Here is a 25,877-nt window from a genome sequence, read left to right on the forward strand (position 1 = left end):
TGTCCTCACGACACGGTCGGCATCACGGCCGGGTCCGAGCCGAACCACTTCTTGTAGCTGTCCTTGTAGGACCCGTCCTGGATCGACTTCTTGAGGGCCGCGTTGAAGGCGTCCTTGATCTTGGCGGCGTTGGCATCGTCCTTCTGGAAGAGGAAGCCGTACTGCTCGCCGGTGTCGAACTCCTTGACCACCGCGAAGTCCGGGTTGGACTTGGCGAAGTCGAGGAGTGGGCCGTTGTCGTTGATGGCGGCGTCGACCCGGCCGGACTGGACGCCGGCGATCTCGGTGGGCAGGTCGTCGAAGACGACGGTCTCGTAGCCGTTGGCGTCCTTGTTCTTCTCGGCGTAGGCCTGTCCCGTCGTGTCGGTCTGGACACCGACCTTCTTGCCCTTGAGAGACGACAGGTCGGTGACGTTGGAGGACTTCTTCGCGAGCAGGGCCTGCGTCGCGCTGAAGTAGGGGGTCGAGAAGGCCACGGACTGCTTCCGCTTGTCGTTGATGGTGACCGCGCCCATCGCCATGTCGCACTTCTTCGCGGCGAACACTGCGCCGGAGGTCTGCGAGGCGAAGTCGATGTCGACGATGGTGACCTTGGACTGCCCCAGCTGCTTCGCGGCGTTCTGCGCGAGGTCCATGTCGAAGCCGACGACGTTGCCCGAGCTGTCCTTGAACTCGAACGGCTTGTAGGACAGGTGCGTGCACACCGTCAGGGCGTCCGAGCTGACGAGCTGGGGCCCACCGGAGGGGTTGCTTCCACCAGTGCTGCCGCTCGAGTTCGAGCCGCAGGCGGCGAGGGCGAGGGCCGTGAGGGAGACGACGGCCGCGTAGCCGAGAAGGGGAGACCTGAGCTGCGACATCTGCATTCCTCCAGAATTGACGGTTGGTGGCGAGACTACAGAGCGTCGGCGACTCCATGGGACAGGCGAGCGGCTGAGCCTCCCCCGGGTCCTGAGATCCTCGAGGCGTCACGGGAAGCCCGCCGGGGCTGCGTCCGCGGGGTACGTTCCGCAGGTGAGCGAGAGTGAGAACGCGCCCCACCCGGCTTCGGTTCACGGGCGGGCCCCGCACGTGCGTGGTCTCGTCCTCGCCGCCGGCGCCGGCCGACGGATGGGCGGCCCCAAGGCCCTCATCCGCCGTCACCCGAACGACCCGACCCTCGTCGAGGGCGCCGTCCGGCTGTTGCACGACGGCGGCTGCGCCGGGATCACCGTCGTCGTCGGGGCTGCCGGCCAGGAGGTCACCGCCATCGTGACGGCCCTCGGTCGGGACATCGATGTCGTCACCTGCCACGACTGGGACGAGGGGATGGGCGCGAGCCTCCGGTCCGGCCTGACCGCGCTGGCCCGCGCGAGCCACGAGGGCGAGGCGCGCGTCGACGCCGTGCTCGTGACCCTCGTCGACCTGCCCGACCTCACCCCGGACGTCGTCGCCCGGGTGCTCGACGTGCCGCGCCAGGAGGACGAGCCCGCGCTGCGTCGGGTGCTGCGGCGGGCGGCATACGACCACCACCCGGGGCACCCCGCGCTCATCGGGCGCGAGCACTGGGAGGGCGTCGTCGCGATGGCCGTCGGCGACCACGGCGCCCGGCACTACTACCGCGCGCACCCGCACGAGCTCGTCGAGTGCGGCGACCTCGCGACGGGACGCGACGCCGACACCCCGGGCGACCTCGACACGTCCCGCTGAAAAGGCCCTCCGCTTCCCCAAGCCCGGTTCATGAGTGATGCTCAGGGGATGGATCACCTGTTCACCAGTGCCGACGACGTCACGACCGCCCTGGGCGGCACGGGCTACCTCGCCGACGAGGCGCTCGCGACGGTGACCTTCCTCGCGAGCCGGCTGAACCGGCCGATCCTGCTCGAGGGCGAGCCCGGCACCGGCAAGACGGCGCTCGCCGAGGGCCTCGCCCAAGCGCTCGACCTCAAGCTCATCCGCCTCCAGTGCTACGAGGGCATCGACGCGACGCAGGCCCTCTACGACTGGGACTTCCCGCGCCAGATCCTCCACCTGCGCACCGTCGAGGCCCTGAGCCGCGACGAGCACCACGACGCCAAAGCGCTGGAGGCCGAGCTCTTCGACGAGCGCTTCCTCCTCGCCCGCCCCGTGCTGCAGGCTCTCCGTGAAGCCCCGTGCGTCCTGCTCATCGACGAGATCGACCGCGCCGACGACGAGTTCGAGGCCTTCCTGCTCGAGGTGCTCTCCACGTGGCAGGTGACGATCCCCGAGCTCGGCACCATCAGTGCCGCCACGCCCCCGATCGTCGTGCTGACCTCCAACCGCACCCGCGAGCTGCACGACGCCCTCAAGCGCCGCTGCCTCTACCACTGGATCGACCACCCGGGACTGGCCCGCGAGCTCGAGATCGTGCGCACCCGCCTGCCCGAGGTCAGCGCCGCGCTCGCCGAGCAGGTCGTCACCCTCGTCCAGCGGCTGCGCAGCTCGGGCGAGCTCATCAAGCCCCCGGGCGTCGCCGAGACGCTCGACTGGGCGCGCGCGCTCGAGACCGTCGGCGCCACCCGCCTCGACGCCGAGGTCGCCGCCGCCACCCTCGGCGCCGCCCTGAAGTACCGCGAGGACTCCGAGAGGATCCGCGCCTCGCTCGACAAGCTGCTCACCGCATGACCGTCGAGCTCCAGCCACCTCCCGAGCCCGACGTCGACGAGCTGCTCCTCGGCTTCGCCCGCGCCCTGCGCGCCGCCGGCCTCCACGTCACCGCCGACCGCGAGCGCACCTTCCTCGTCGCCGCGGCCACCGTCGGGATGGGCGAGCGCACCGGCGTCTACTGGGCCGGCCGCGCCACGCTGACGAGCACCCCGGCCGACTTCCCGGCCTACGACGAGCTCTTCGAGCGCTGGTTCGGCGGCGAGTCCATCCCGAAGGGGCAGCGCGTCGACATCCAGCGCCCGCCGGTGAGCCAGGCCCCGCTCGACAGCGGCGAAGGCGAGGCCGGGGACGGCGACACCGACAGCGTCCAGGCCCGCGCGAGCGCGCAGGAGGTGCTGCGCCACCGCGACGTCGCGACCCTCAACGCGGCCGACCGCGCCGCTGCCGCACGGATGTTCGCCGGTCTCGACCCGCGCTCACCGCTGCGCCGCGCCCGCCGCCACGTGCGGGCGCGGAGCGGCGCCATCGACGGACCGGCCACCTTGCGCGAGCAGCTGCGCCGGATGGGCGAGCCGGGCCGCGTCCACCACCGCCGCCGCGGCACCCGCCCGCGCCGCATCGTCCTGCTCATCGACGTCTCCGGGTCGATGAGCGCGTATGCCGACAGCCTCCTCCGCCTCGCCCACGTCTTCGTGCGCACGGTGCCCCACGTCGAGGTCTTCACCATGGGCACGCGCCTGACCCACGTGACTCGTGCCCTCGCCGAGCGCGACCCCGACCGGGCGCTCGCCGCCGCCGGACGCGTGGTCCCCGACTGGTCCGGCGGCACCCGCCTCGGCGACTCCATCGGCGCGTTCCTGGACCGCTGGGGCCGGCGGGGTATGGCCCGCGGCTCTGTCGTCGTTGTCTTCTCCGACGGCTGGGAACGCGAAGGACCGGAGATGCTCGGCGAGCAGATGCGCCGGCTCGCCGCCCTCTCGCACCGGATCGTGTGGGTCAACCCGCACCGCGGGAAGGCCGGCTACGCGCCGGTGCAGCAAGGGATCGTCGCGGCCCTGCCGCACATCGACGACTTCGTCGCGGGGCACTCGCTCGCGACGTTCGAGGAGCTGATCGAGGTGGTGGCCCGTGCGTGAGGTGATGGACGAGCTGATGCAATGGTGGTCGGCGGGCGAGACCGTCGGCGTCGGCACCGTCGTCGGCACGTGGCGCTCGGCGCCGCGACAGGCCGGCGCCTCGATGCTCGTCGGCCCCGGCGGGGAGGCCGTCGGCTCCGTCTCGGGCGGCTGCGTCGAGGGCGCCGTCTACGAGCTGGCCCAGGAGGTCGTCGAGTCGGGCCACCCCGTGCTCCAGCGCTACGGCGTCAGCGACGACGAGGCGTATGCCGTGGGCCTGACCTGCGGGGGCATCCTCGACGTCTTCGTCGAGAAGGTCTCACGCGACACCTTCCCCGAGCTCGGCGAGGTCGCCGCCGACATCGCCGCCGGTCGGGCCGTCGCCGTCGTCACCGTCATCGAGCACCCCGAGCCGTCGTGGGTCGGTCGGCGCGTCGTCGTGCACCCCGAGGAAGTCGACGAGGCCACCGAACGGGCCGGGGGGAGCACGGGGGGCGGAGCCCCCCGTGGGTCGGCATCCGTCCTCGGCTCGCTCGGCAGCGGACGTGCGGACGACGCCGTCCGCGACGACGCGAGGGGGCTTCTCGCGCAAGGCCGCTCGGCCATCCTCACCTACGGTCCCGACGGGGAGCGTCGTGGCGAGGGGATGCGGGTCTTCGTGGCGGCGCACGCGCCGAAGCCGCGGATGCTCGTCTTCGGCGCCATCGACTTCGCCGCTGCCGTCGCGCGGGTCGGCGGCTTCCTCGGCTACTACGTCACCGTGTGCGACGCGCGCCCCGTCTTCGCGACGAAGACGCGCTTCCCCGGCGCCGACGAGGTCATCGTAAAGTGGCCGCACGACTACCTCCAGAACGAGGTCGACGAGGGGCGCATCGACAGCCGGACCGTCATCGCGGTGCTGACCCACGACCCGAAGTTCGACGTGCCGCTGCTCGAGGTGGCGCTGCGCCTGCCGGACGTCGCCTACATCGGCGCCATGGGGTCGCGGCGCACCCACGAGAACCGGCTCGACCGGCTGCGCGAGGCCGGACTCACCGACGACGAGCTGTCCCGGATGAGCTCACCGATCGGGCTCGACCTCGGGGCGCGCACGCCCGAGGAGACCGCCGTCTCGATCGCGGCCGAGATCATCGCCCTGCGCTGGGGCGGTGCGGGTGAGCGGCTCGCCGCCACCGAGGGGCCGATCCACCACCACCATCCCGCCCACGACACCACCCCCGAATGATCGAAAGAGCGATCCGTCCGGCACGCGCGCGGACGGATCGCTCTTTCGATCGGGGTGGGTCAGGTCCGCGGGCGCCACCGCTTCCAGACGGCGGTCGCCTCTGCGCGCACCTTGCCGTCGAAGCGCAGCACGGCCGCCACGGTGATCTGCGGCTCGTCCGCCGCGGTGACCACGGCGTGCAGCTCCACGGTGTCGTGCAGCGGGGCCGGGCGCAGGAATCGCACGTCGAGCCCGGCCGTGACGTAGGCGAGGTCTGCCCCCGGCAGGGCCGGCCACCCGCGGCGCTTCGCCTCGAGCATGACGGCCGCGGCGCTGTGGCAGTCGAGGACCGTGCCGATGATGCCGCCGTTGAGGTAGCCGACGCCGTTGTCGTGCTCGGGCCACGGCGTGAACGAGGCCGTGACGCCACCGGCCCACCCGTCTCCGATCGGGTAGCTCCTGAGCCGCAGGCCCTTGTCGTTGGCCGGCCCGCAGCCGAAGCACGGGAGGTTCGGGTAGAGCCACTCCTGGATGCTGAGCGCCTCGTCGGCGTCGGGTGCGAGGTCCGCCATGGGGTCACGCTACTAAACGCCGCGCGTGACAGAACTGGTCGAACCTCTTGATGAGTCGAGGCGCCGGTGTCATCCTCGTCGTCGTGAGGAAGCGCGGAGACCGGGGCGAGTCCGACGAGGTCTTCGTCGAGCTGCGCGACGCCGTGCTCACCGGGCGGTTCGCTGCCGGTGACGCGCTGCCGTCCGAGGGCGAGCTCGCCGTCTCCCTCGGCATCAACCGGGACGCGGTCCGCGAGGCCCTCCAGCGCCTCGAGGCCGCTGGCTTCGTCAGGGTCGTCCACGGCGGCGGCGCAGTGGTCCTCGACGTCCGCAGCAGCGCCGGCCTCGACCTGCTCGCTCACCTCGCGCGATCCGGCGAGGGACTCGACCCGATGATCCTGCGCGACGGCCTCGAGATGCGCCGCTGCATCGGCGTCGAGGCGGCCCGCGTCGCCGCGACCCGGGCGTCCGACGCGGCGAGGGTCCGCATCATGGCGGCAGCGGGGGCATACGACCTCGACGACCACGGCGACGCCGACCGGCACTTCTGGCTCGAGGTCGTCGAGGCGAGCGGCAACCTCGCCTTCCGGCTCGCACTCAACTCGCTCGTCATGGCCATAAACAGCTGCCCCGAGGTCATGGACGCCCTGCTCGCCGGTGACCGGTCCGACCTCGTGGCGCACGCGCCGCTCGCCGCCGCCATAGCCGCCCGCGACGCCGACCTGGCCGCTCGCCTCGCCGACGCGATCCTCACCCAGGCGGTCGACGTGTGGGCCTCGCTCACCGACTCCGGGCGCACCCTCGACCCGGTGACCCGGGGCGCCTGACGGTCGACATCGTCGGCGCGGGGGAGGAGGGTACGAGGTGCGCCAAGGACTTTCCCGCCCGAGGAGGACAACGTGAGCACGTACCAGGTCGGCTACTTCGTGGGCAGCCTGTCATCGACCTCGATCAACCGAATCCTGAGCCGGGCCCTGATCAAGCTGGCACCGGCGGACCTCCAGTTCACCGAGATCCCCATCGGTGACCTCCCGCTCTACAGCCCGGACTTCGACGCCGACTACCCTCCGGCGGCGCGCGCCCTCAAGGAGGCCATCGGCCGGGCGTCGGCCGTCCTCTTCGTCACCCCGGAGTACAACCGCTCCATCCCGGGCGCCCTGAAGAACGCCATCGACTGGGCGTCCCGCCCGTGGGGTCAGAACTCCTTCAACCACATGCCGGCGGCCGTCATCGGCGCCTCGCCGGGCCAGATCGGCACGGCGCTCGCCCAGCAGAGCCTGCGCGGCGTTCTCAGCTTCTGCAACGCCCGCCAGATGACCGCGCCCGAGGCCTACATCAGCCTCCGGCCCGGCCTGATCACGGACGACGGCGAGGTCACCGACGACTCGACCGCGACCTTCCTGTCCGACTTCATGCGGGAGTTCCGCGACCACATCGAGCGGGTCCTCACCGTCCTGCCCCGCGACTGACACCCGACCGCCGACGTCCGGCCGGCTACGGCCGACGCCCGCCATCCGGCAACACACCCGGTAAGGGTCAGCGCGGCGCGGTTGCAACCGTCGTCGGCTGACTGTTACCGGGTGTGTTGCGTGGCGCCCGGGGTCAGTGGGCGCTCGAGGTCTTCCAGAGGTTGATGCCGCCCTCGACGGCGTGCTGGTCGATCTGGTCGAGCTCCTCCTGCGAGAACTCGAGGTTGTCGAGCGAGCCGAGGCTGTTCTCGAGCTGGCCGACAGACGACGCGCCGACGAGCACCGACGTGACGCGCTGGTCCCGAAGGATCCACGCGAGCGCCATCTGCGCGAGGGACTGGCCGCGCTCCTTCGCCATGCCGTTGAGGGCGCGGATGTGTGTCAGGTTCTGCTCGGTCAGCAGGTCGGTCGACAGGGACTTGTCCTGCGCCGCGCGGGAGCCCTCCGGCACCCCGTCGAGGTACTTGTCGGTGAGCATGCCCTGGGCGAGCGGGCTGAACGCGATGCAGCCGACGCCCTCCTCACCGAGCACGTCGAGCAGGTCCTCCTCGACCCAGCGGTTGAGCATCGAGTAGCTCGGCTGGTGGATGAGCAGCGGCGTGCCGAGCGACCGCAGGATCTCGACGGCCTCGCGAGTGCGCGGACCCGAGTAGGAGGAGATGCCGGCATACAACGCCTTGCCCTGACGAACGGCGGTGTCGAGCGCGCCCATCGTCTCCTCGAGCGGCGTCGTCTCGTCGAAACGGTGGGAGTAGAAGATGTCGACGTAGTCGACGCCCATCCGCTGCAGCGACTGGTCGAGCGAGGACAGGACGTACTTGCGGCTGCCGCCGCCCTGGCCGTAGGGGCCGGGCCACATGTCGTAGCCGGCCTTCGTCGAGAGGATCAGCTCGTCGCGGTAGCGCTTGAAGTCCTGCGCGTAGATGGCGCCGAAGTTGCGCTCGGCGCTGCCGTAGGGCGGGCCGTAGTTGTTGGCGAGGTCGAAGTGCGTGACGCCGAGGTCGAAGGCGCGGCGCAGCGTCGCGCGCTGGCGGTCGAGGGGCACGTCGTCACCGAAGTTGTGCCACAGCCCGAGCGAGACGGCGGGCAGGTCGAGGCCCGATCGGCCGGTGCGGCGGTAGGTCATCGAGTCGTAGCGGCTGCGCGAGGCCTGGTAGTCGTCGGCGTGAAGAGTCATGCGCCCCAGTCTGCCCCCTTCGCTCGGGCCCTCGAATCCGGGGAAGCCCTTGTGCACTCGTCACTTGTGACAAAGACTGCGCGTGGGGAAGTCAACGATGTCAACTGCAGCGTGGCAGGAGGACCGACAAGCATGACCCGTATCAATGTGACCGTCGACGGGGTGAGCTACTCCGACGAGGTCGAGCCCAGGACCCTTTTGGTCCAGTATCTTCGCGAGAGCCTCGGCAAGACCGGAACCGTCGTGGGGTGCGACACGAGCAACTGCGGTGCCTGCACCGTGCACCTCGACGGCACGAGCGTGAAGTCGTGCAACGTCCTCGCCGTCCAGGCGGACGGCCACGAGGTGACGACGATCGAGGGGCTCGCCAAGGATGGCGAGCTCCACCCGGTTCAGCAGGCCTTCCACGAGTGCCACGCCCTCCAGTGCGGCTACTGCACTCCCGGCATGATCATGCAGGCGTGCGACGTCCTCAAGGACAACCCCGACCCCAGTGAGCAGGAGATCCGCGAGGGTCTCGAGGGCAACCTCTGCCGCTGCACCGGCTACCACAACATCGTCAAGGCCGTGCAGCAGGCGGCCGGCGCGATGAGCGGCGCCGGCTCGCAGGCGGTGTCCTCATGACCATCACCGAGGACCGCGCTGACACGCCGTCGGGCGAGATCGGCAAGGCGCGCACCCGCAAGGAGGACCAGCGCCTCATCACCGGCCGGACGCGCTGGACCGACAACATCCAGCTGCCCGGCATGCTGCACCTCGCCATGGTGCGCAGCCCCTTCGCCCATGCCACCGTGACGGCGATCAACACCGACGAGGCCAAGGCTGCGCCGGGTGTCATCGCCGTCGTCACCGGCGCCGACATCAAGGACGTCCAGGGCGCCGTCGCCAACGCGTGGCCGCTCAACAACGAGCAGAAGACCCCGAACCACCTGCCCGTCGTCGTCGACCACGTCGCGTGCGCCGGCGAGATCGTCGCCGTCGTCGCGGCCCGCACTGCGGCCGAGGCCCGCGACGCCGCCGAGCTCGTCGACGTCGACTACGACGAGCTGCCGGCCGTCCTCGACCTCAAGGAGGCCGTCAAGGACGAGGTGCTCGCGCACCCCGACCTCGGCACCAACACCTCCGCCGTCTGGACCCTCGACTCCGCGGCGCAGGGGTCGGGCACCGACGTCGAGGACGAGATCGCCAAGGCCCGTGACGGCGGCATCGTCATCGAGCGCGAGTTCCGTCAGCAGCGGCTCATCCCCGCCTTCATGGAGCCGCGCTCGACGGTGTGCGACCCGACCGGTGAGCAGATGACGGTGTGGAGCTCGACGCAGGTGCCGCACATCCTGCGCTTCCTCGTCGCCGCGACGACCGGCATCCCCGAGTCGAAGGTGCGGATCATCGCGCCCGACGTGGGCGGCGGTTTCGGCGGCAAGCTCCAGACGACGCCGGAGGAGTTCGCGACCATCGCCGTGGCCCGCCGGCTGGGCAAGCCGTGCAAGTACACCGAGACCCGGTCGGAGTCGCTGCTCTCGGGCCACCACGGCCGCGACCAGTGGCAGAAGCTGACGCTCAGCGCCCGCAAGGACGGCACCGTCACCGGCCTCAAGGTCGAGCTGCTCGCCGACCTGGGTGCCTACGTCGGCGTCGTCGGCGGTGGCGTCCCCGTGCTCGGCGCGTGGATGTACAACTCCATCTACAAGTTCGCGGCCTACCACTTCACCGTGCGGACGCTGCTGACCAACAAGACGTGGGTCGACGCCTACCGCGGGGCCGGTCGGCCCGAGGCGACCTACGCCATCGAGCGGATGATGGACGAGCTCGCCGCCGAGCTCGGTCGTGACCCGCTCGAGGTCCGCCAGCAGAACTGGATCACGCACGACGAGTTCCCGTTCACCTCGGTCGCCGGCATGACGTACGACTCCGGCAACTACGAGGCGGCGACCGCCAAGGCGAAGGAGCTCTTCGGCTACGACGAGCTGCGCGCCGAGCAGCAGCGCCGGCGCGAGAGCAACGACCCGGTCCAGCTCGGCATCGGCATCTCGACGTTCACCGAGATGTGCGGTCTCGCCCCGTCACGCATCCTCGGCGCCCTCAACTACGGCGCCGGCGGCTGGGAGAGCGCCAGCATCCGCATGCTCGCGACCGGCAAGGTCGAGGTCATCACCGGTGTCTCACCGCACGGCCAGGGCCACGAGACGGCATGGAGCCAGATCGTCGCCGACCGGCTCGGGGTCCCGTTCGAGGACGTCGAGGTGCTGCACGGCGACACGCAGATCGCGCCCAAGGGCATGGACACCTACGGTTCGCGCTCCCTCGTCGTGGGCGCCGAGGCCGTCGTCCGGGCCGCCGACAAGGTCATCGAGAAGGCCAAGGTCGTCGCCGCGCACCTGCTCGAGGCCAGCGCCGACGACCTGGAGTTCACGGCCGGCCGCTTCGGCGTCAAGGGCACCGACAAGGGCATCGGCATGGCCGAGATCGCCCTCGCGACGTGGACCGGCCACAACTTCCCCGAAGGCGTGGAGCCGACGATCGACGCCGACGCGACGTTCGACCCCGACAACTTCTCCTTCCCGCACGGCACCCACCTGTGCGCCATGGAGGTCGACACCGAGACCGGGGCCACGACGATGCGCAAGTACGTCTGCGTCGACGACATCGGCGTCATCATCAACCCGCTCATCGTCGAGGGCCAGGTGCACGGCGGCCTCGTCCAGGGCATCGCCCAGGCCCTCTGGGAGGGGGCGGAGTACGACGAGCAGGGCACCCTCGTGACCGGCTCGTTCGTCGACTACACCCTGCCGACGTCGGCCGACACGATCAGCTTCGTCACCGACCACACGACGTCGCCGTCGACCTACAACACCTTGGGCACCAAGGGAGTCGGTGAGGCGGGCGCCATCGCCTCGACACCGGCGGTCGTCAACGCGATCGTCGACGCGGTGCGTCCTTTCGGCGTCGACGACATCGTCATGCCGTGCACGCCGGAGCGGGTGTGGAAGGCCATCCAGGCCGGCCACCCCGTCTCGCACGAGGGCGAGCGTGAGGCCGCGCCGCACTTCGATGAAGGGGCGCCCAACCAGGATCCCGGTGCGGCCAGTGAAGGGAGCCAGGCATGATCCCCGCCCAGTTCGACTACCTCGCCCCCTCCACCGTCCAGGAGGCCGTGGCGGCACTTGCCGAGCATGGCGACGACGCCAAGGTGCTCGCCGGCGGCCAGTCGCTGCTGCCGATCCTGCGGATGCGCCTCAACGCACCCGGCGTCGTCATCGACCTCGGCCGGATCGCCGAGCTCCAGGGCATCTCCGAGGAGGGTGACCACCTCGTCATCGGCGCCATGACGACGTATGCCGCCGTCCTGGCCTCCGAGGCCGTGTCCACCCATGCGGGCCTGCTGTCCAAGGCGATCCAGACCGTCGCCGACCCGCAGATCCGGCACCGCGGCACCATCGGCGGCGCCCTGGTGCACGCCGACCCTGCGGGTGATGTCGGTGCGCCGGCGCTTGCCCTGGGGGCCGAGCTCGTCATCGCCGGCACGGACGGCTCGACCCGCACCGTGGCGGCGGAGGACTTCTTTGAGGACCTCTTCACGACGGCCGTCGGGGAGGGTGAGCTGCTGACGCAGATCCGCGTCCCGAAGCACACCGGCTGGGGGTCGCACTACGAGAAGTTCGTCCGCGTCAGCCACCAGTGGTCGATCGTCGGCGTGGCGGCAACGGTGCGCAGCGAAGGCGGCTCGATCGCCGAGGCACGCGTCGGCCTGACCAACATGGGCTCGACCCCTCTGCGGGCTCGCTCGGTCGAGGAGGCCCTCGTCGGGCAACCCGCGACCGACGAGGCCGTCCGGGCGGCGGTCGCGTCGGTGGCCGAGGGCACCAACCCGCCCTCGGACCTCAACGGCGACTCCGACTACCGCAAGCACCTCGCCACGGTGCTGACGCGGCGCGCGGTCCTCGCCGCGGCAGGAGCGTGATCGCCGGATGGAGCTGACGCACTCCTTCACCGTGCCGACCTCGGTCGACGACGCCTGGGCCCTGTTCATGGACCTCGAACGCGTCGGCGGGTGCTTCCCCGGGGCGACCGTGACGGAGGTGACCGACGACACCTTCTCCGGCACGGTCAAGGTCAAGCTCGGGCCGATCGCCCTCGTCTACACCGGGTCGGGCGCGTTCGTCGAGCGTGACGACGCGGCGCACCACGCCGTCATCGAGGCCAAGGGCAAGGACAAGCGCGGCAACGGCACGGCCGGGGCCACGGTCTCCATCACCCTGAGCCCCGACGGCGGTGGTGGTGGCGCCCGGGCCGACGTCGTCACCGACCTCGCCGTCACCGGCAAGCCGGCGCAGTTCGGCCGCGGCGTCATGCAGGACGTCTCGGACAAGCTGCTCCAGGCCTTCGTCGCCTGCATCGAGAAGCAGCTGACGGGACCTGCGGCCGCACCGGAGCCGGAGGTGCCGGTGGCCGCGGCCGCCTCGACCGCCTACGTCGAGACGGGCTCCGACGCGCTCGCCGCGGACACGGGCGCGCCGAGACCCGCCGCCCCGGCGGCGGCGGCGCACGAGGCTCATCCGCCGCGCCGGGTCCCGGCCGACCTCGAGGAGGATGCACCGCTCGACCTCGGCTCGACCGTCATGCCGGTGCTCATCCAGCGCTACGCCGGCTATGCGGTCGCCACCGCCATCGGGATCGTCATCGGTTGGCTCATCGGCCGCGGCAGCAGCAGCGGCGGCTGACCGCCCCCGCACGCTCAATCGAAAGAGCAATCCGTCCCCCATCAGAGGGGACGGATTGCTCTTTCGATCGGCTTCTCGTGTCTCTGAGGCGCGACTCTGCGACGCTGGAGCCATGTCACGAGTGATCATCATCGGCGGCCACGGCAAGGTCGCCCTGCTCGCCGCCCCGCTGCTCGTCGCCGACGGTCACGACGTCACCTCCGTCGTGCGCAACCCGGACCAGGTGGCCGACGTCGAGGCGACGGGAGCCACAGCGACCGTGCTCGACGTCGAGAACAGCTCGACCGAGCAGATCGCCGACCTCGTGCGCGGCAGCGACATCGTCGTCTGGTCAGCAGGAGCCGGCGGCGGCAGCCCCGAGCGGACGTATGCCGTCGACCGCGATGCCGCGATCCGCTCGATGGACGCCGCCACGCAGTCGGGCGTCGGGCGCTACGTCATGGTGTCCTACTTCGGCGCCGGCCCCGACCACGGCGTCCCCGAGGACAACGTGTTCCACGCCTACGCCGAGGCCAAGGCTGCCGCCGACGAGCACCTGCAGGGCACCGACCTGGCGTGGACGATCCTGCGCCCGAGCGCGCTGACGACCGGCGCGGCCACCGGCCACATCGCGACGGGTGAGGGAATGGTCGCCGGTGAGGTGTCCCGCGACAACGTCGCCCACGTCATCCGCTCGGTCGTCGAGCACCCGGAGTCGACGGCCCGTCGGATCCTTGCCTTCAACGACGGCTTCCAGCCCATCGACGAGGTCGTCGCCAAAACCCCCGCCTGACACTCGAGCGGGAGGAACGGGCGGCGGGTCGAGGTGATGCGCGACGGCATACGGTCGCGGATCACCTCGATCGAAGGAGGGGGCAGGCCTGCGACGGGGAGGTCCCTCCACGCATGTGCGTGGGATGGCCCGCCGGACGTAGGCTCGATCGGGTCGCCCGCCACCCCTGGGCGACAGACGTCAACGACGACACGAAGTCAGGACACCATGGCGCTCAGCGTTTTCGATCTCTTCTCGATCGGCATCGGCCCGTCGAGCTCACACACCGTCGGGCCCATGCGGGCCGCGGCGCTCTTCGCGGAGCGGCTCCACGACGAGGGCGTCCTCGACCGGGTCGCGCGGGTGCGCTCGCAGCTGTTCGGCTCGCTCGGCGCCACAGGTCACGGGCACGGGAGCGACAAGGCCGTCCTCCTCGGCCTCACCGGTGAGCGGCCCGAGCTGTGCGACCCGCGCAAGGTCGAGGGACGCCTCGCCGAGATCCGCGCGACGAAACGGCTCTCGCTGCTCGGGCGGCACGAGATCGACTTCAACGAGGACGAGGACCTCACCCTGCACCGGCGCAAGACCCTGCCGGTGCACCCGAACGGCATGACGTTCACGGCTCTCGACGCCGCCGGACTGACGCTCGCCGAGCACACGTACTACTCCGTCGGCGGCGGCTTCGTCGTCGGCGAGGACGCCGACGGCTCGACGATGGTCGTGCAGGACACGACCCCGGTCGCGCACCCGTTCCGCACCGGCGACGAGCTGCTGGCCCACTGCAAGGAGACCGGCAAGTCGATCGCCCGCATCATGCTCGAGAACGAGCTGTCGTGGCGCACCGAGCAGGAGGTCCGCGCCGGCCTGCTCGAGATCTGGCGCGTCATGAAGGAGTGCGTCCGCAACGGCATCGCCACCGAGGGGGTCCTGCCCGGCGGTCTGCGCGTGCGCCGTCGCGCGCCCGAGCTGGCGCGGCGCCTCCAGCTCGAGGGGGAGAGCGACGACCCGCTGCGTGGCATGGACTGGATCACCCTCTACGCCCTCGCCGTCAACGAGGAGAACGCGTCGGGTGGACGCGTCGTCACCGCCCCGACCAACGGCGCCGCCGGCATCATCCCGGCCGTGCTGCACTACTACGTGAACTTCGTCAACGGCGCCGACCGCGACGGCATCGTCCGCTTCCTGCTCACGGCTGGAGCCATCGGCGTCATCTACATGGAGACCGCGTCGATCTCCGGCGCTGAGGTCGGCTGCCAGGGCGAGGTCGGCTCGGCGTGCTCGATGGCGGCCGGTGCCATGGCCGCGGTCATGGGGGGCACGCCCGAACAGGTCGAGAACGCCGCCGAGATCGGCATGGAGCACAACCTCGGCCTCACCTGCGACCCCGTCGGCGGCCTCGTCCAGATCCCGTGCATCGAGCGCAACGCCATCGCCTCGGTCAAGGCCATCACCGCCGCCCGCACCGCCCTGCGCGGCGACGGCTCCCATGTCGTCAGCCTCGACAAGGTCATCAAGACGATGCGCGAGACCGGTCGCGACATGAAGGTGAAGTACAAGGAGACGGCGCGGGGCGGGCTCGCCGTCAATGTCATCGAGTGCTGAGGCCCTGGGTCTCGTCGAGGCTGGGCAGGGGCAGCTCGACCTCGCACTCGTAGTAGCGCATGGCCAGCTTGTAGCGCACGGGGTCGACGGCTCCTTCGCCGATCGCGAGCACGTCGTTGAGCCAGAGGTGTGACGGCGTATCCGTCTGGAAGGTGAGGACGTGCAGGCCGCGGCCGTCGCTCAGTGACGAGAGCCCGGTCAGTGCGAACAGGACGATGCCGCCGCCGTCGACCTCGATGACGCCCTGGGCGTGCGGCGACGCGTAGCCCTCCCGGATGCGGGGGAAGTTCGACCACGTCGCCGTCCCCGACAGGCGCCCCGTGACCGTGCCCGTCCCCTGGCCGTAGACGCGGCCATCGCGACCCGGTGAGGGCTCGACCCTCTGGACGAGGTCGTAGGTCCAGTTCGCATCGCACAGATGGTTCAGGCGCATGACAGCCTCCTCGGAAGAGTCCGGTCCTTTCGACGGTACTCCCGGCGAGGGGTGGGATCCCGGCCGTCGCAGGATGCGACAGACTGGCGCACGTGGGTCACGTGTCCGTCGCAGATCACCGCGCCGCCGTTGCGCGGCTCCTCGGCGACGGCTCGCTGGAGCGGTTGACACTGGACCGCCATGCAGCGGGGCGGCGCCTGGCCGCCGACCTCGTCGCCGCCGACGACCTGCCACGCTTCGACAACTCAGCCATGGACGGGTATGCCGTGTGCCCGGGTGCGCCCGACCAGCGCAGCTATCCGGTGGTCGGCGACGTGCCGGCCGGGTCCGCGCCGGACTTCGTGCTCGCACCCGGCGAGGCGGCGCGGGTCATGACCGGGGCCCGGGTGCCGGACGGCACCGTCGCGGTCGTCCCGGTCGAGCGCACCGACGCGAGCCCGACCGGACCGGCGCCGCAGCACGTCACCGTCGACCTCGACCCGGCGCCGGGTCAGCACGTGCGGTCCCGCGGCGAGGACGTGACGGCCGGGTCGGTCATCGCCGCGGCCGGGTCCGCCGTCACGCCGGCGCTCATCGCCCTGGGGCGCTCGTCCGGCTGCACCACCGTCGACGTGCACGTGCCGACGCGCGTGGCCGTCATCGCCACCGGCGCCGAGCTCGCGCCGCCCGAGGCCGACCCGGGCGCGGGGGGCATCCATGAGTCGAACTCCGACATGGTGGCCGCGCTCGCCGAGGCCGCCGGCTGCGACGTGCGCCGGGTCGAGGTGTGCTCCGACGAGCCCACCGACCTCCGCTCGCTGCTCGCCGAGCTCGACGCCGATCCGGGCATCGATGTCGTCGTCACGACCGGCGGCGTCAGTGCCGGTGCCTACGAGGTCGTCCGCCAGGTGTGTTCACCGCTGCCGACCTTCGACTTCGTGCACCTGGCGATGCAGCCCGGTGGGCCACAGGGGCTCGGCTGCTTCGGCTCCACGCCGGTCGTCTGCCTGCCGGGGACGCCGGTCGGCGCCTTCGTCGCCTTCCACGTCCTCGTGCGTCCCGCCCTCGACCGACGCCACGGGGTGCCGGCGGCGCGACCCGGCCACGCGGCATACGCGGGCAGGACCCGGCACACGCGCGCCGGGCGCGTCCAGTTCCTCACGAGCGTGCTCCACGACGACGGGACCGTGTGCGCCCCGGACGCCCGGCACCTCACGGCGCTCGCCGCCGCGAACTGCCTCATCGAGGTGCCCGAGGCCGTCGACCAGCTCATCGACGGCGACGTCGTCACGGTCCACCTGCTGTGAACGGGGCACCGGCCGCGCGGCCCTAGGCTGTGGGGCGTGAGCGCGACCCTCGTGGCCAAGGACCTCGCCGGGGGCCACGCCCACCGGACCCTCTTCGAGCACCTCGACCTCACGGTCGCACCGGGTGACGTCGTCGGTGTCGTCGGCGCCAACGGCGCGGGCAAGTCGACGCTGCTGCGCCTGCTCGCCGGCGAGGACGTTCCTCTCTCTGGCACGGTGACGACGGCGCCGTCCGACGCGTTCGTCGGGTGGCTGCCGCAGGAGCACGAGCGGGTGTCCGGCGAGACCGTCGCCGACCACATCGGTCGCCGCACCGGCGCCACGGCCGCCACGACCGCCATGGAGAAGGCCGCGGCTGCCCTCGGCGGCGACGACCCCACGGCCGACGAGACGTATGCCGTCGCCCTCGACCACTGGCTCGTCAGCGGAGCGCCCGACCTCGACGAGCGCATCCCGCCCATGCTCGCGGAGCTCGGTCTCGAGGTCGGGCCGGACGCTCTCATGACCTCCCTCTCGGGTGGGCAGGCCGCCCGGGCGGCGCTCGCCGCGCTGCTGCTGAGCCGCTTCGACCTCGTGCTGCTCGACGAGCCGACGAACGACCTCGACCTAGCGGGGCTCGACCGCCTCGAGGCCTTCGTCCACGGCCAGCGGGGCGGCGTCGTGCTCGTCTCGCACGACCGGGAGTTCCTCGCCCGCTGCGTCACGCGCATCGTCGAGCTCGACCTCGCGCAGAACTCCGTCTCGGTCCACGACGGCGGCTACGAGTCCTACCTGGAGGAGCGCGAGGTCGCCCGCCGGCACGCCCGCGAGGCGTACGAGGCGTATGCCGGCACCAAGTCCGACCTCGAGGCGCGGGCGCGCACGCAGCGCGAGTGGTCGTCCAAGGGCGTGCGCAATGCGATGAAGAAGAGCCCCGACAACGACAAGAACCGTCGCGCCGCGAGCATCGAGTCGTCCGAGAAGCAGGCCCGCAAGGTGCGACAGATGGAGTCGCGGATCGCCCGGCTCGACGAGGTCGCCGAGCCGCGCAAGGAGTGGGTGCTGCAGTTCTCGATCGGGGCCGCGCCACGGTCGAGCTCGGTCGTGTCGACCCTCAACGAGGCGGTGGTCTTCAGGGGCGACTGGACGTTCGGGCCGGCGTCGCTGCAGGTCGAGGCGCGCCGGCGCATCGGCATCACCGGGCCCAACGGCGCCGGCAAGACCACTCTGCTCTCGCTGCTGCTCGGACGGGTCGCGCCCGACGACGGCAGCGCGTCGCTCGGCGCGAGCGTGGCCATCGGCGAGATCGACCAGGCGCGCACCGGGCTGCGCGAGGACCTGCCGCTCGGCGACGCGTTCGGCGAGGCCGTCCCCGACCTCAACCCCGCCGATCGGCGCACGCTGCTCGCCAAGTTCGGACTCAAGGCCGACCAGGTCGCCAGCGCCGTCGGGCGGCTCTCACCCGGCGAGCGCACCCGGGCGGCGATGGCGCTGCTCCAGACGCGCGGCGTCAACCTGCTCGTCCTCGACGAGCCGACCAATCACCTCGACCTGCCCGCCATCGAGCAGCTCGAGGAGGCGCTCGACTCCTACGACGGGGCGCTGCTGCTCGTGTCGCACGACCGTCGCCTGCTCGGGAACGTGCGCCTCGACGAGCGCTGGCACGTCGAGGCCGGTCAGGTCACCCGCCTCTGACGCTGCACGGGTGTCGATTTCGGGGCCGCTCGTTCGTCAAGGAGGTGAGCGGTCACCGGCCGGTGGCCGTGAACCCCAGGAGGTCATCATGAGTCACCCCATCGTCCACGCCGAGATCCGCTCCAGCGACCCCGACGCGACCCGCGCCTTCTTCGGCGACCTGTTCGGGTGGACCTACCCCAATGAGGGAGCCTTCCCCGGCTACACGTTCGTCGAGACCGGCGTCCCGGACGCGCTCTACACCGCCATCAGCCCGCTCCAGGGCGACGATGACCTCGTCACGTTCTTCGTGGGCGTCGACGACATGGCCGAGTCCATCGAGAACGCGACCCGGCTCGGCGGCCGTGTCGTCCAGGACCCGGTCACCGTCCCGGGAGTGTCGTTCGCGCTCATCGCGGACCCCCAGGGTCACGTGGTGGGCCTGGCCCAGCAGCTCTGACTGTGCCCGGGACGCGTCAGGCGGCCAGCGCGAGGGTGAGGGCGCGTTCGACTGGGCTGAGGTAGGGCGCGCGGAGGTCGGGCGGGCTGAGGTCGGGTGGGCGGGGTGGTCGGGCGGGGAGCAGGGGTGGGGCGTGGGAGGTGTAGGTGTGTCCGGTCGGGGTGGTGGTCTGCACAGTGTGGGGTGCGCCGGGCTGCGGGCCGGTGATGGTGGTGGCGGTGAAGCCGGGGAGCTGTTTGGTGTGGTTGCAGCGCACGCAGAGGCTTTGGCCGTTGGTGTCGGTGGTGGGTCCGCCGTCGGCGTGGTCGTGGATGTGGTCGAGGTGGCGGGCTGGGGCGTCGCACCAGGGGATGCGGCAGGTGCCGGCGTCGCGGGTGAGCAGGTAGCGGCGCAGGCCGCCGTCGAAGGTGCGGCGGACCGAGTCCATCGCGACCAGGGCCCCGGTGACCGGGTGGGTGAAGAGCCGGCGGAGCCACACGTTCGCCGCCCGGGCCCCGGCGGCACCCGCCGCGGCCTCCCCGGTGGCCGGGCCGGTGGCCGGGGCGGTGGCCGGGTCGGTGGCGTGGTGGAGTCGAGTGAGGAGGTCTCGGACCCACTGTGCTGGGACGGGGCCGTAGCCCGTGACGTGCGCGGGGGTGTCGTCGTCGGCGAGGAGGGCTTCGTCGGTCATGACGAGCTGGACCTCGACCGGGACCGCGTCGGCGGTCGCCTGCCCGGTGACCCGCTCCACGAGGGTGTCGGCCATGACCTGGCCCTTGCCGCGGTCGTCGCCGGCCGCGGCGCGGGCGGCATCCGCTGCGGCCGTCAACGCGGCGTGGGCGGCGACGGCCTGCGCGACGGGCAGCAGCGCGGTGAGGTAGGCCATCGTATCCGGCGCGGGCCGCAGCGTGACCCGGCGGTCCGCCTCAGCCTTCGCAGCCCGGGCCATGACCGAGGCGGCGTCGATGCGGTAGGCGACGGCACGCACGCGACGGGCGAGCTCTTGGTCACCGAACGCCGCGACCGGCTGGGTCGGGTCACCCACGACCTCGGCGTCGACCAGGGATCGCTGCTCGCTGGTCAGGGTGGCGGTCTCCCGGACGATGATCTGGGCGCGCCATTCGCTCAGCTCGCCGGCCTCGAGCGCGGCCAGGGTGTGCGGCATCTCGCGGGTCAGCGCGAGCGCGAGCCGGACGTGCCCGGCGCCCCGGAACGGTGACTCGTGCCGGGCCAGCGCGACCTGGGCCGCGACCCCGGTCAGCCCCGACGGCCGACGCCGTCGCCGCTGGGAGCCGCTGTCGGAGCTCTCGTCGTCGGCGTCGTCGAAGGATGCGGCGCGGGCCCGCTCCCGCGCGGCCCGCCACCCGTCGAAGTCCCCGGCGTCGGAGCACTCCCGCGCCCGCTCCGACCAGGCCTGCGCGACCTGCTCCTGGGAGTCCACGAACGCCGCCGTCACCCGCACCTGCGCCGCCGCCACCGCGGACTTCACCCGCTCCAGCGCCGTGAGCTGGTCGACCCGGGCCTGATCGGACTCGTCGTCCGACCCGACCCGCGACAGCGCCGACACGAGGGCCTCGAGGCCCTCCGTCGTCACCACCGTCGCGTCGTCGATCATGTGTTCGATTCTACCTGACCGAAGGCGACACCAGAAGGCTCATCCACAACCAGTTCGCCTGAAAGACAAGCGAATTGGAGGTGGATGAGCCCCCTGAAAAGTCAGCCCGGGGAGTTGGTCGGGTCCGCGACCCAGGGCCCCAGCGGCGGGTCCCACTGGCGCACCACCCGTCGCAGGATGTGCCCGCCGAGCCAGTAGGGGTCCTGGTCGAACGTCTCCGCGACGGCCTCGAGCGAATCGGCCGAGTAGACGATGAGTGCGGCGTTCGCCGGCTCCTGGTCGGTCGGCTCACCCTCGCTCACCTCGTCGATGCCGGGTTGGTACATCCCGGCGACGAGCAGCCCCGACAGCCCGGCGAGGAACTCGCGGTGCTCAGGCCGGATCGTCAGCATCTCGGTGACGTCGTCGGGGTAGGTGTAGTGGATCGCGAAGATCGCCACGGTGGTGCCTCCAGGTGCTCGGGTGGACGTCGGTGGTCAGTCGGTCGTGATGCGGTGCGCGCCGGCATACACGTTGAGGCGGCTTCCGCGCACGAAGCCGAGCAGGCTCATCCCGGCGTCCTCGGCGCACTCCACAGCCAAGGACGAAGGCGCGGACACCGCTGCGAGACAGGGAATCCCGGCCATGATCGCCTTTTGCGTCAGCTCGAACGACGCGCGACCCGACACGACGAGCACGCACCCGACGCCGGGGACGCGGCCACTCTGCAGCGCCCATCCGACGACCTTGTCGACGGCGTTGTGCCGACCGACGTCCTCGCGCACGACGAGCAGCTCGCCGTCGGCGGTGAAGAGTCCGGCCGCGTGCAGGCCGCCCGTCTTGTCGAACGACCGCTGCTCGCCGCGCAGCGCGTCAGGCAGCTCGGCGAGGACCTTGGCCGCGAACTCCGTTGCGTCCGAACGCACGTCGAAGGCCGACTGTGCCCGCAGCTGCTCGATGCTCGCCTTGCCGCAGACCCCGCACGACGAGTTGGTGAAGAAGGCCCGCGTCGCAGACGGTGCCGGGGCCGCCACACCCGGCGCCAGGCTCACGTCGATGACGTTGTAGGTGTTCTCGTCGAATCCGCTCTCGCCGGAGACGACCGCGCCCTCGCAGTAGCGGGCCAGCGCGATGTCGTCGGCCGACCGGATCAGCCCCTCCGACATGAGGAAGCCGTGCACGAGCTCGATGTCGTGCCCCGGCGTGCGCATCGTGACCGTGAGCGGCGTCCCGTTGACGCGCAACTCGAGCGGCTCCTCGACGGTGAGCGTGTCTGGGCGGGTCGTCGTCGACGGGGTCGCGAGATCGATCGTCGTGACCCTGCGCCGTACCGTCACCCGTCCCATGGACTCAGCCTGCCAGACTCCGTGCCAGACTCCGAGAGTGCCACCTGTCCCAGCCGCCACGTCCGCGGTCGTCGTCGTCCTCACGGGCGGCGCGTCACGGCGCATGGGCTCGCACAAGCCGCTGCTCGACGTGGGCGGCCGACCGCTCGTCGCGCGCGTGCTCGACGCCGCCGGTCACCGCCCGGCGCTCGTCGTGGGCCCCGGCCAGGGAGTCCCGGAGGGCGTACGCGTCGTGCTCGAGCGGGTGCCCGGCGGTGGTCCCGTGGCCGGCCTGGCCACCGCCGTCGAGACCCTGACGGCCGCTGCCGACGCGTCCCTTCCGGATGCCGTGGTGGTCCTCGCCGCCGACCTGCCGTTCGTGACCTCCGCCCACGTCGACCGACTGCTGGGCGCCCTGGGTGACGCCGACCTCGCGGTCACCGTCGACCGCGATGGCCGCACGAACTGGCTCTGCGCGGCCTGGCGACTCCCGGCCCTGCGAGCCCGGTTCGGCGAGGTCGGTGATGCCTACGGAAGGAGCATGCGCGAGCTGGCATCCGGCATACGCACGCAGTCCGTCGACGACCCCGCCGAGCTGGCCCTCGACGTCGACACCCCGGCCGACCTGGCCCGCGCCCGAGCACGCTCGGAAGGTGCTCAGACCTCCGGCTGACGGCGGGTCCCGACGACTCTGAGAGATCACCAAGTCGCGCCCTGCGGCGAATCGCCTTGCCGCCAAGCGCCGCTCAGGACTTGGAACGCATATGGCAAAGACTTGGCAAGGCCGTTGACCGGTGTTCTCCGCGGCTGCGAGCGTCGCGCTCGTTCCGGCCCGATCTCAAGTCGTGGGATGGCGGAACTCTCTCGAGCGGCCACCTGCCGCAACTCGACAAGGAGCAACCAGTGAATCGACTGAAGTCCGGGCTGGCGACCGGAGGGCTGCTCGCCCTCGCTCTCGCCATCTCGCCGGCGATCCCGGCGGGCGCAGCGGCCGGTGCAGGGCGCGACAAGGCGCCTGCCCCCGAGTCCCAGAGCCTCAAGACGACCGAGCAGTCCCGAGCCGCGGCATCCGCCAGCGCCCTCGGCCTCGCCTCGGGCGAAAAGCTCATCGTCAAGTCCGTCATCGCGGACCCCGACGGTGCCACCCACGTCCGGTACGAGCGCACCCTCGACGGTCTCCGCGTCATCGGCGGCGACTTCGTCAGCCACAAGGACTCCTCGGGCGCCGTCAAGAGCGTCACCTGGAACGTCCGCAAGGGCGTCACCCCGTCGACGATGACGCCGACCGTCTCCAAGAGCCAGGCGCACCAGGCCGGTCTCGCCGCCGCCAAGGCCAACAAGGAGACCGCCACCCCGGGTGAGCTCGTCGTCTTCCAGTCGGCCACCGGACCCAAGCTGGCGTATGAGGTCATCACCGAGGGCATCAAGGCCGACCAGACCCCGACCAAGCTCCACACGATCGTCGACGCCACCACGGGCAAGACCCTGACGAGCTGGGACGACGTCAAGGAGGGCACCGGCAACGGCATCTTCGTCGGAAGCGTGTCGCTCGCGACCTCGGGCAGCTCCGGTGCCTACACGATGAAGGACTCGCACGGGAACTACACGACGGACCTCAACCAGGCCACGTCCGGCAACGGGACGACGTTCACCGACGCCGACGACGTCTGGGGCACGGGCTCGCAGAGCAACCGGCAGTCGGCAGCGGTCGACGCGCACTACGGCGCGGGCAAGACGTACGACTACTACAACACCCAGCTCGGCCGCGCCGGCATCTGGAACAACGGCACCGGCGCCCGCAGCCGGGTCCACTACGGCCAGAACTACTCCAACGCCTTCTGGGACGGCACGCAGATGACGTACGGCGACGGCGCCGGCAACGCCGCCCCGCTGGTGGAGATCGACGTCGCCGGTCACGAGATGAGCCACGGCGTCACCGAGAACACCGCTGGTCTCGCGTACACCGGGGACGCGGGCGGCCTCAACGAGGCGACGTCCGACATCTTCGGCACGGGCGTCGAGTGGTACACGAACAACCCCAACGACACCCCCGACTACCTCATCGGCGAGAAGCTCAACCTCAACGGCAACGGCACGCCGCTGCGCTACATGGACAAGCCGAGCAAGGACGGCGCCTCGAAGGACTGCTGGAGCTCGACCCTCGGAAGCCTCGACCCGCACTACTCCTCCGGTCCGCTCAACCACTGGTACTACCTGGCCTCCGAGGGCTCGGGCGCCAAGACGGTCAACGGCGTCAGCTACAACAGCCCCACGTGTGACGGCTCGACCGTGACGGGCATCGGCCACGTCAAGGCCGAGAAGATCTGGTACCGCACGCTCTCGACGTACCTCACCTCGTCGAGCAACTACGCCGCGGCGCGCACCGGTGTCATCAAGGCGGCCAAGGACCTCTACGGCGTCGGCTCCGCCGAGTGCACCGCCGTCGACAAGGCGATGGGCGCCATCTCCGCACCCGCCAGCACCGAGACGTGCGGTACGAGCGGAGGCGGCGGAACGGGTGCTGCGCTGACGAACGGCGGCTTCGAGTCCGGCCAGACCGGGTGGACCGGAACCGCCGGCCCGATCACCAACGACACGGGTCGCCCGGCCCACAGCGGCTCGTACAAGATGTGGCTCGGTGGCAACGGGGTCTCCGGCTCGGAGAACGAGTCGCAGACCTTCGCCGTCCCGTCCACGGCCACCTCGCCGACCCTGACCTACTGGATCCGGATCGACACGTCCGAGACGTCGACGACCAGCGCCTACGACACGGCGACGGTGCAGATCAACGGCGTCACGAAGCAGAGCTACTCGAACCTGTCCACGCCGAAGGCGTCCTACGTCCAGAAGACGATCGACCTGACGGCCTACAAGGGCACGAACGTCACGCTGAAGCTCGCCGACACCGAGGACTCCTCGCTGCAGACGAGCTTCGTCGTGGACGACGTCGCGACGAACTTCTGAGCGAGCGCTCGGTCATCTGACACGCGCACCATCCCCAGAGGTCGGTATGCCGCGGGCTCAGCCCCGCGGCATACCGACCTCGTGCGTGTGGCGGGTGAGTCCTCGACGGCGAGCGACCGGGGAGCGGGCGCCCAGGGCGCGAGCGCTCAGGGAGCGGGCGCGACGGCGGGCTTCGCCGACGTCGTGCAGCGGGTGGTCGCGGGCACCGAGAGCGTGACGTCGCTGACGAGGGTGCCGACCAGGCCCGAGACCTCGCCGAGCGAAGGGTCGCTGAGGTCGACCCGGCGCGCCTCGTGGTCGGTCACCGAGATGGTGATCGGGTCGGTCACGGGGTCGGGACTGACCGCGCTGGTCTCCCCAGCAGGCGCGTCGCCGGACGGCAGGTCCTCGCTCGGGCGCGGGCCGAGGCGCAAGGTGGCGAGGAGCGCCACGAGCTGACGCAGCTGGGGAGCGCCGAGCGTGCAGACGCGGCCGTGGACCGTGCGCGTCTCGACATGGACCCGGCCGTCGAGGTCGAGGACGACGTGGTCGTCGAAGCCGGCCATCCCGCCGGTGCGGCGCAGGGTCAGCGGGAACGCCGGCCCGTGGGGGGCGGAGAGGGCATCGTTCCCACCGCCGCCGACCCGCGGTGGAGCCGGTGTCGACGACGTGGCGGTGGAGGAGGTCGGGTCAGTCTGGTCGCCGGGCGAGACGGCCCCGCAGCCCCCGAGAAGGAGTCCTGCGATGGCCAACCCCGCGCCCACGTGTGCGCGCCCCATGTGAACCATGGTGCTCCCTCCCGGAAGGCGGTGCATGCCGGACGCGGTGGATCGGGGATGACGGGTGGGTGACGGTTTCAAGTGGCGGGCCTCAAGGTGCACGGGAATGCTCGGTCTCAGAGGTGTGTGCCGACCGGGGTCGGACGCGCACCCAGTCGCAGGACGACGACGCCGATGACCCTTGTCGACGGCTGCGGATCCTGCGGTCATACGGATACGAAAGGGACGATCGAG

At 71.3% G+C, this 25,877-nt stretch carries 25 protein-coding genes; 17 read left to right on the forward strand and 8 right to left on the reverse strand.

Annotated features, from left to right (window positions below):
- Nucleotides 1-5 precede the first annotated feature (5 nt).
- Nucleotides 6-857, reverse strand: a complete 852-nt coding sequence (locus tag AB4030_RS07595) for an ABC transporter substrate-binding protein (RefSeq protein WP_442278596.1) — start codon at nt 855-857, stop codon at nt 6-8.
- Nucleotides 858-1,011: 154 nt separating this feature from the next.
- On the opposite strand from AB4030_RS07595, the gene AB4030_RS07600 reads away from it, so the two are divergent.
- From AB4030_RS07600 to AB4030_RS07615, 4 genes are read left to right on the forward strand one after another with little or no spacing between them, the layout of a single operon-like run.
- Nucleotides 1,012-1,686, forward strand: coding sequence for a nucleotidyltransferase family protein (locus AB4030_RS07600; RefSeq protein WP_442278597.1), 675 nt, complete (start codon nt 1,012-1,014; stop codon nt 1,684-1,686).
- A gap of 48 nt (nt 1,687-1,734) precedes the next feature.
- The gene (locus tag AB4030_RS07605) at nt 1,735-2,622 is read left to right on the forward strand and encodes an AAA family ATPase (RefSeq protein WP_442278598.1); all 888 of its coding nucleotides are present in this window, start codon (nt 1,735-1,737) and stop codon (nt 2,620-2,622) included.
- Nucleotides 2,619-3,740 (forward strand): vWA domain-containing protein, encoded by a 1,122-nt coding sequence (locus AB4030_RS07610; RefSeq protein ID WP_442278599.1) that lies wholly within the window; start codon nt 2,619-2,621, stop codon nt 3,738-3,740. Before AB4030_RS07605 ends, AB4030_RS07610 begins: the two co-directional genes overlap by 4 nt.
- Nucleotides 3,733-4,944 carry an XdhC family protein gene (locus AB4030_RS07615; protein WP_442278600.1) on the forward strand — a complete coding sequence of 404 codons (1,212 nt, stop codon included), beginning with the start codon at nt 3,733-3,735 and terminating at the stop codon, nt 4,942-4,944. Before AB4030_RS07610 ends, AB4030_RS07615 begins: the two co-directional genes overlap by 8 nt.
- Nucleotides 4,945-5,003: 59 nt before the next feature.
- Here AB4030_RS07615 and AB4030_RS07620 read toward each other — a convergent pair whose 3' ends face one another.
- Nucleotides 5,004-5,495, reverse strand: coding sequence for a PaaI family thioesterase (locus tag AB4030_RS07620; RefSeq protein WP_442278601.1), 492 nt, complete (start codon nt 5,493-5,495; stop codon nt 5,004-5,006).
- Between the two features lie 83 nt (nt 5,496-5,578).
- Here AB4030_RS07620 and AB4030_RS07625 point away from each other — a divergent pair, with 83 nt between their 5' ends.
- Together AB4030_RS07625 and AB4030_RS07630 are read left to right on the forward strand one after the other, a co-directional pair.
- A complete protein-coding gene (locus tag AB4030_RS07625) occupies nt 5,579-6,301 on the forward strand; it encodes a FadR/GntR family transcriptional regulator (RefSeq protein WP_442278602.1) in 723 nt (240 codons plus the stop codon).
- A 72-nt stretch (nt 6,302-6,373) separates the two neighbouring features.
- Entirely contained in the window at nt 6,374-6,943 is a 570-nt protein-coding gene (locus tag AB4030_RS07630; protein ID WP_442278603.1) for an NADPH-dependent FMN reductase, read from the forward strand.
- Between the two features lie 133 nt (nt 6,944-7,076).
- Here the strand turns inward: AB4030_RS07630 and mgrA are convergent, their stop codons facing one another.
- The gene (gene mgrA, locus AB4030_RS07635; RefSeq protein WP_442278604.1) at nt 7,077-8,120 is read right to left on the reverse strand and encodes an L-glyceraldehyde 3-phosphate reductase; all 1,044 of its coding nucleotides are present in this window, start codon (nt 8,118-8,120) and stop codon (nt 7,077-7,079) included.
- Nucleotides 8,121-8,252: 132 nt separating this feature from the next.
- On the opposite strand from mgrA, the gene AB4030_RS07640 reads away from it, so the two are divergent.
- The 6 genes from AB4030_RS07640 (at nt 8,253) to AB4030_RS07665 (ending at nt 15,191) form a co-directional block, all read left to right on the forward strand.
- Nucleotides 8,253-8,744: a (2Fe-2S)-binding protein gene (locus AB4030_RS07640; protein WP_442278605.1), complete on the forward strand. Its 492-nt coding sequence runs from the start codon at nt 8,253-8,255 to the stop codon at nt 8,742-8,744.
- On the forward strand, nt 8,741-11,224 hold the full coding sequence (locus AB4030_RS07645) for a xanthine dehydrogenase family protein molybdopterin-binding subunit (RefSeq protein WP_442278606.1): 2,484 nt from the start codon (nt 8,741-8,743) through the stop codon (nt 11,222-11,224). The genes AB4030_RS07640 and AB4030_RS07645 overlap by 4 nt, the downstream gene beginning before the upstream one ends.
- Complete coding sequence (locus AB4030_RS07650; RefSeq protein WP_442278607.1) at nt 11,221-12,078, forward strand: FAD binding domain-containing protein; 858 nt, start codon at nt 11,221-11,223, stop codon at nt 12,076-12,078. Before AB4030_RS07645 ends, AB4030_RS07650 begins: the two co-directional genes overlap by 4 nt.
- 7 nt (nt 12,079-12,085) lie before the next feature.
- Nucleotides 12,086-12,838, forward strand: coding sequence for an SRPBCC family protein (locus AB4030_RS07655; RefSeq protein WP_442278608.1), 753 nt, complete (start codon nt 12,086-12,088; stop codon nt 12,836-12,838).
- 112 nt (nt 12,839-12,950) lie between these two features.
- A complete protein-coding gene (locus AB4030_RS07660) occupies nt 12,951-13,610 on the forward strand; it encodes an NAD(P)-dependent oxidoreductase (protein WP_442278609.1) in 660 nt (219 codons plus the stop codon).
- Nucleotides 13,611-13,817: 207 nt separating this feature from the next.
- Nucleotides 13,818-15,191 (forward strand): L-serine ammonia-lyase, encoded by a 1,374-nt coding sequence (locus tag AB4030_RS07665; protein WP_442278610.1) that lies wholly within the window; start codon nt 13,818-13,820, stop codon nt 15,189-15,191.
- Here AB4030_RS07665 and AB4030_RS07670 read toward each other — a convergent pair.
- Nucleotides 15,178-15,624: a hypothetical protein gene (locus tag AB4030_RS07670; protein ID WP_442278611.1), complete on the reverse strand. Its 447-nt coding sequence runs from the start codon at nt 15,622-15,624 to the stop codon at nt 15,178-15,180. The genes AB4030_RS07665 and AB4030_RS07670 overlap by 14 nt on opposite strands.
- 92 nt (nt 15,625-15,716) lie before the next feature.
- On the opposite strand from AB4030_RS07670, the gene AB4030_RS07675 reads away from it, so the two are divergent.
- From AB4030_RS07675 to AB4030_RS07685, 3 genes are all read left to right on the forward strand, one after another.
- Nucleotides 15,717-16,910 carry a molybdopterin molybdotransferase MoeA gene (locus AB4030_RS07675; protein ID WP_442278612.1) on the forward strand — a complete coding sequence of 398 codons (1,194 nt, stop codon included), beginning with the start codon at nt 15,717-15,719 and terminating at the stop codon, nt 16,908-16,910.
- A gap of 36 nt (nt 16,911-16,946) precedes the next feature.
- Entirely contained in the window at nt 16,947-18,584 is a 1,638-nt protein-coding gene (locus AB4030_RS07680) for an ABC-F family ATP-binding cassette domain-containing protein (RefSeq protein WP_442278613.1), read from the forward strand.
- Between the two features lie 88 nt (nt 18,585-18,672).
- Complete coding sequence (locus tag AB4030_RS07685) at nt 18,673-19,023, forward strand: VOC family protein (RefSeq protein ID WP_442278614.1); 351 nt, start codon at nt 18,673-18,675, stop codon at nt 19,021-19,023.
- A 16-nt stretch (nt 19,024-19,039) separates the two neighbouring features.
- On the opposite strand, the gene AB4030_RS07690 is transcribed toward AB4030_RS07685, so the two are convergent.
- From AB4030_RS07690 to fdhD, 3 genes are all read right to left on the reverse strand, one after another.
- On the reverse strand, nt 19,040-20,617 hold the full coding sequence (locus AB4030_RS07690) for a DUF222 domain-containing protein (protein WP_442278615.1): 1,578 nt from the start codon (nt 20,615-20,617) through the stop codon (nt 19,040-19,042).
- Nucleotides 20,618-20,718: 101 nt separating this feature from the next.
- Nucleotides 20,719-21,057, reverse strand: a complete 339-nt coding sequence (locus AB4030_RS07695) for a YciI family protein (protein WP_442278616.1) — start codon at nt 21,055-21,057, stop codon at nt 20,719-20,721.
- Between the two features lie 36 nt (nt 21,058-21,093).
- Nucleotides 21,094-21,942, reverse strand: coding sequence for a formate dehydrogenase accessory sulfurtransferase FdhD (gene fdhD, locus AB4030_RS07700; RefSeq protein ID WP_442278617.1), 849 nt, complete (start codon nt 21,940-21,942; stop codon nt 21,094-21,096).
- A 37-nt stretch (nt 21,943-21,979) separates the two neighbouring features.
- Between fdhD and mobA the strand changes: the two genes are divergently transcribed.
- Both mobA and AB4030_RS07710 read left to right on the forward strand, forming a co-directional pair.
- On the forward strand, nt 21,980-22,594 hold the full coding sequence (gene mobA, locus AB4030_RS07705; protein ID WP_442278618.1) for a molybdenum cofactor guanylyltransferase: 615 nt from the start codon (nt 21,980-21,982) through the stop codon (nt 22,592-22,594).
- 230 nt (nt 22,595-22,824) lie between these two features.
- Nucleotides 22,825-24,885 (forward strand): M4 family metallopeptidase, encoded by a 2,061-nt coding sequence (locus AB4030_RS07710; protein WP_442278619.1) that lies wholly within the window; start codon nt 22,825-22,827, stop codon nt 24,883-24,885.
- Nucleotides 24,886-25,031: 146 nt separating this feature from the next.
- On the opposite strand, the gene AB4030_RS07715 is transcribed toward AB4030_RS07710, so the two are convergent.
- Nucleotides 25,032-25,643: a hypothetical protein gene (locus AB4030_RS07715; RefSeq protein ID WP_442278620.1), complete on the reverse strand. Its 612-nt coding sequence runs from the start codon at nt 25,641-25,643 to the stop codon at nt 25,032-25,034.
- Between the last annotated feature and the right edge of the window lie 234 nt (nt 25,644-25,877).

It is taken from the genome of Terrabacter sp. 2YAF2, from assembly GCF_052114705.1.
Classification (GTDB): domain Bacteria; phylum Actinomycetota; class Actinomycetes; order Actinomycetales; family Dermatophilaceae; genus Terrabacter.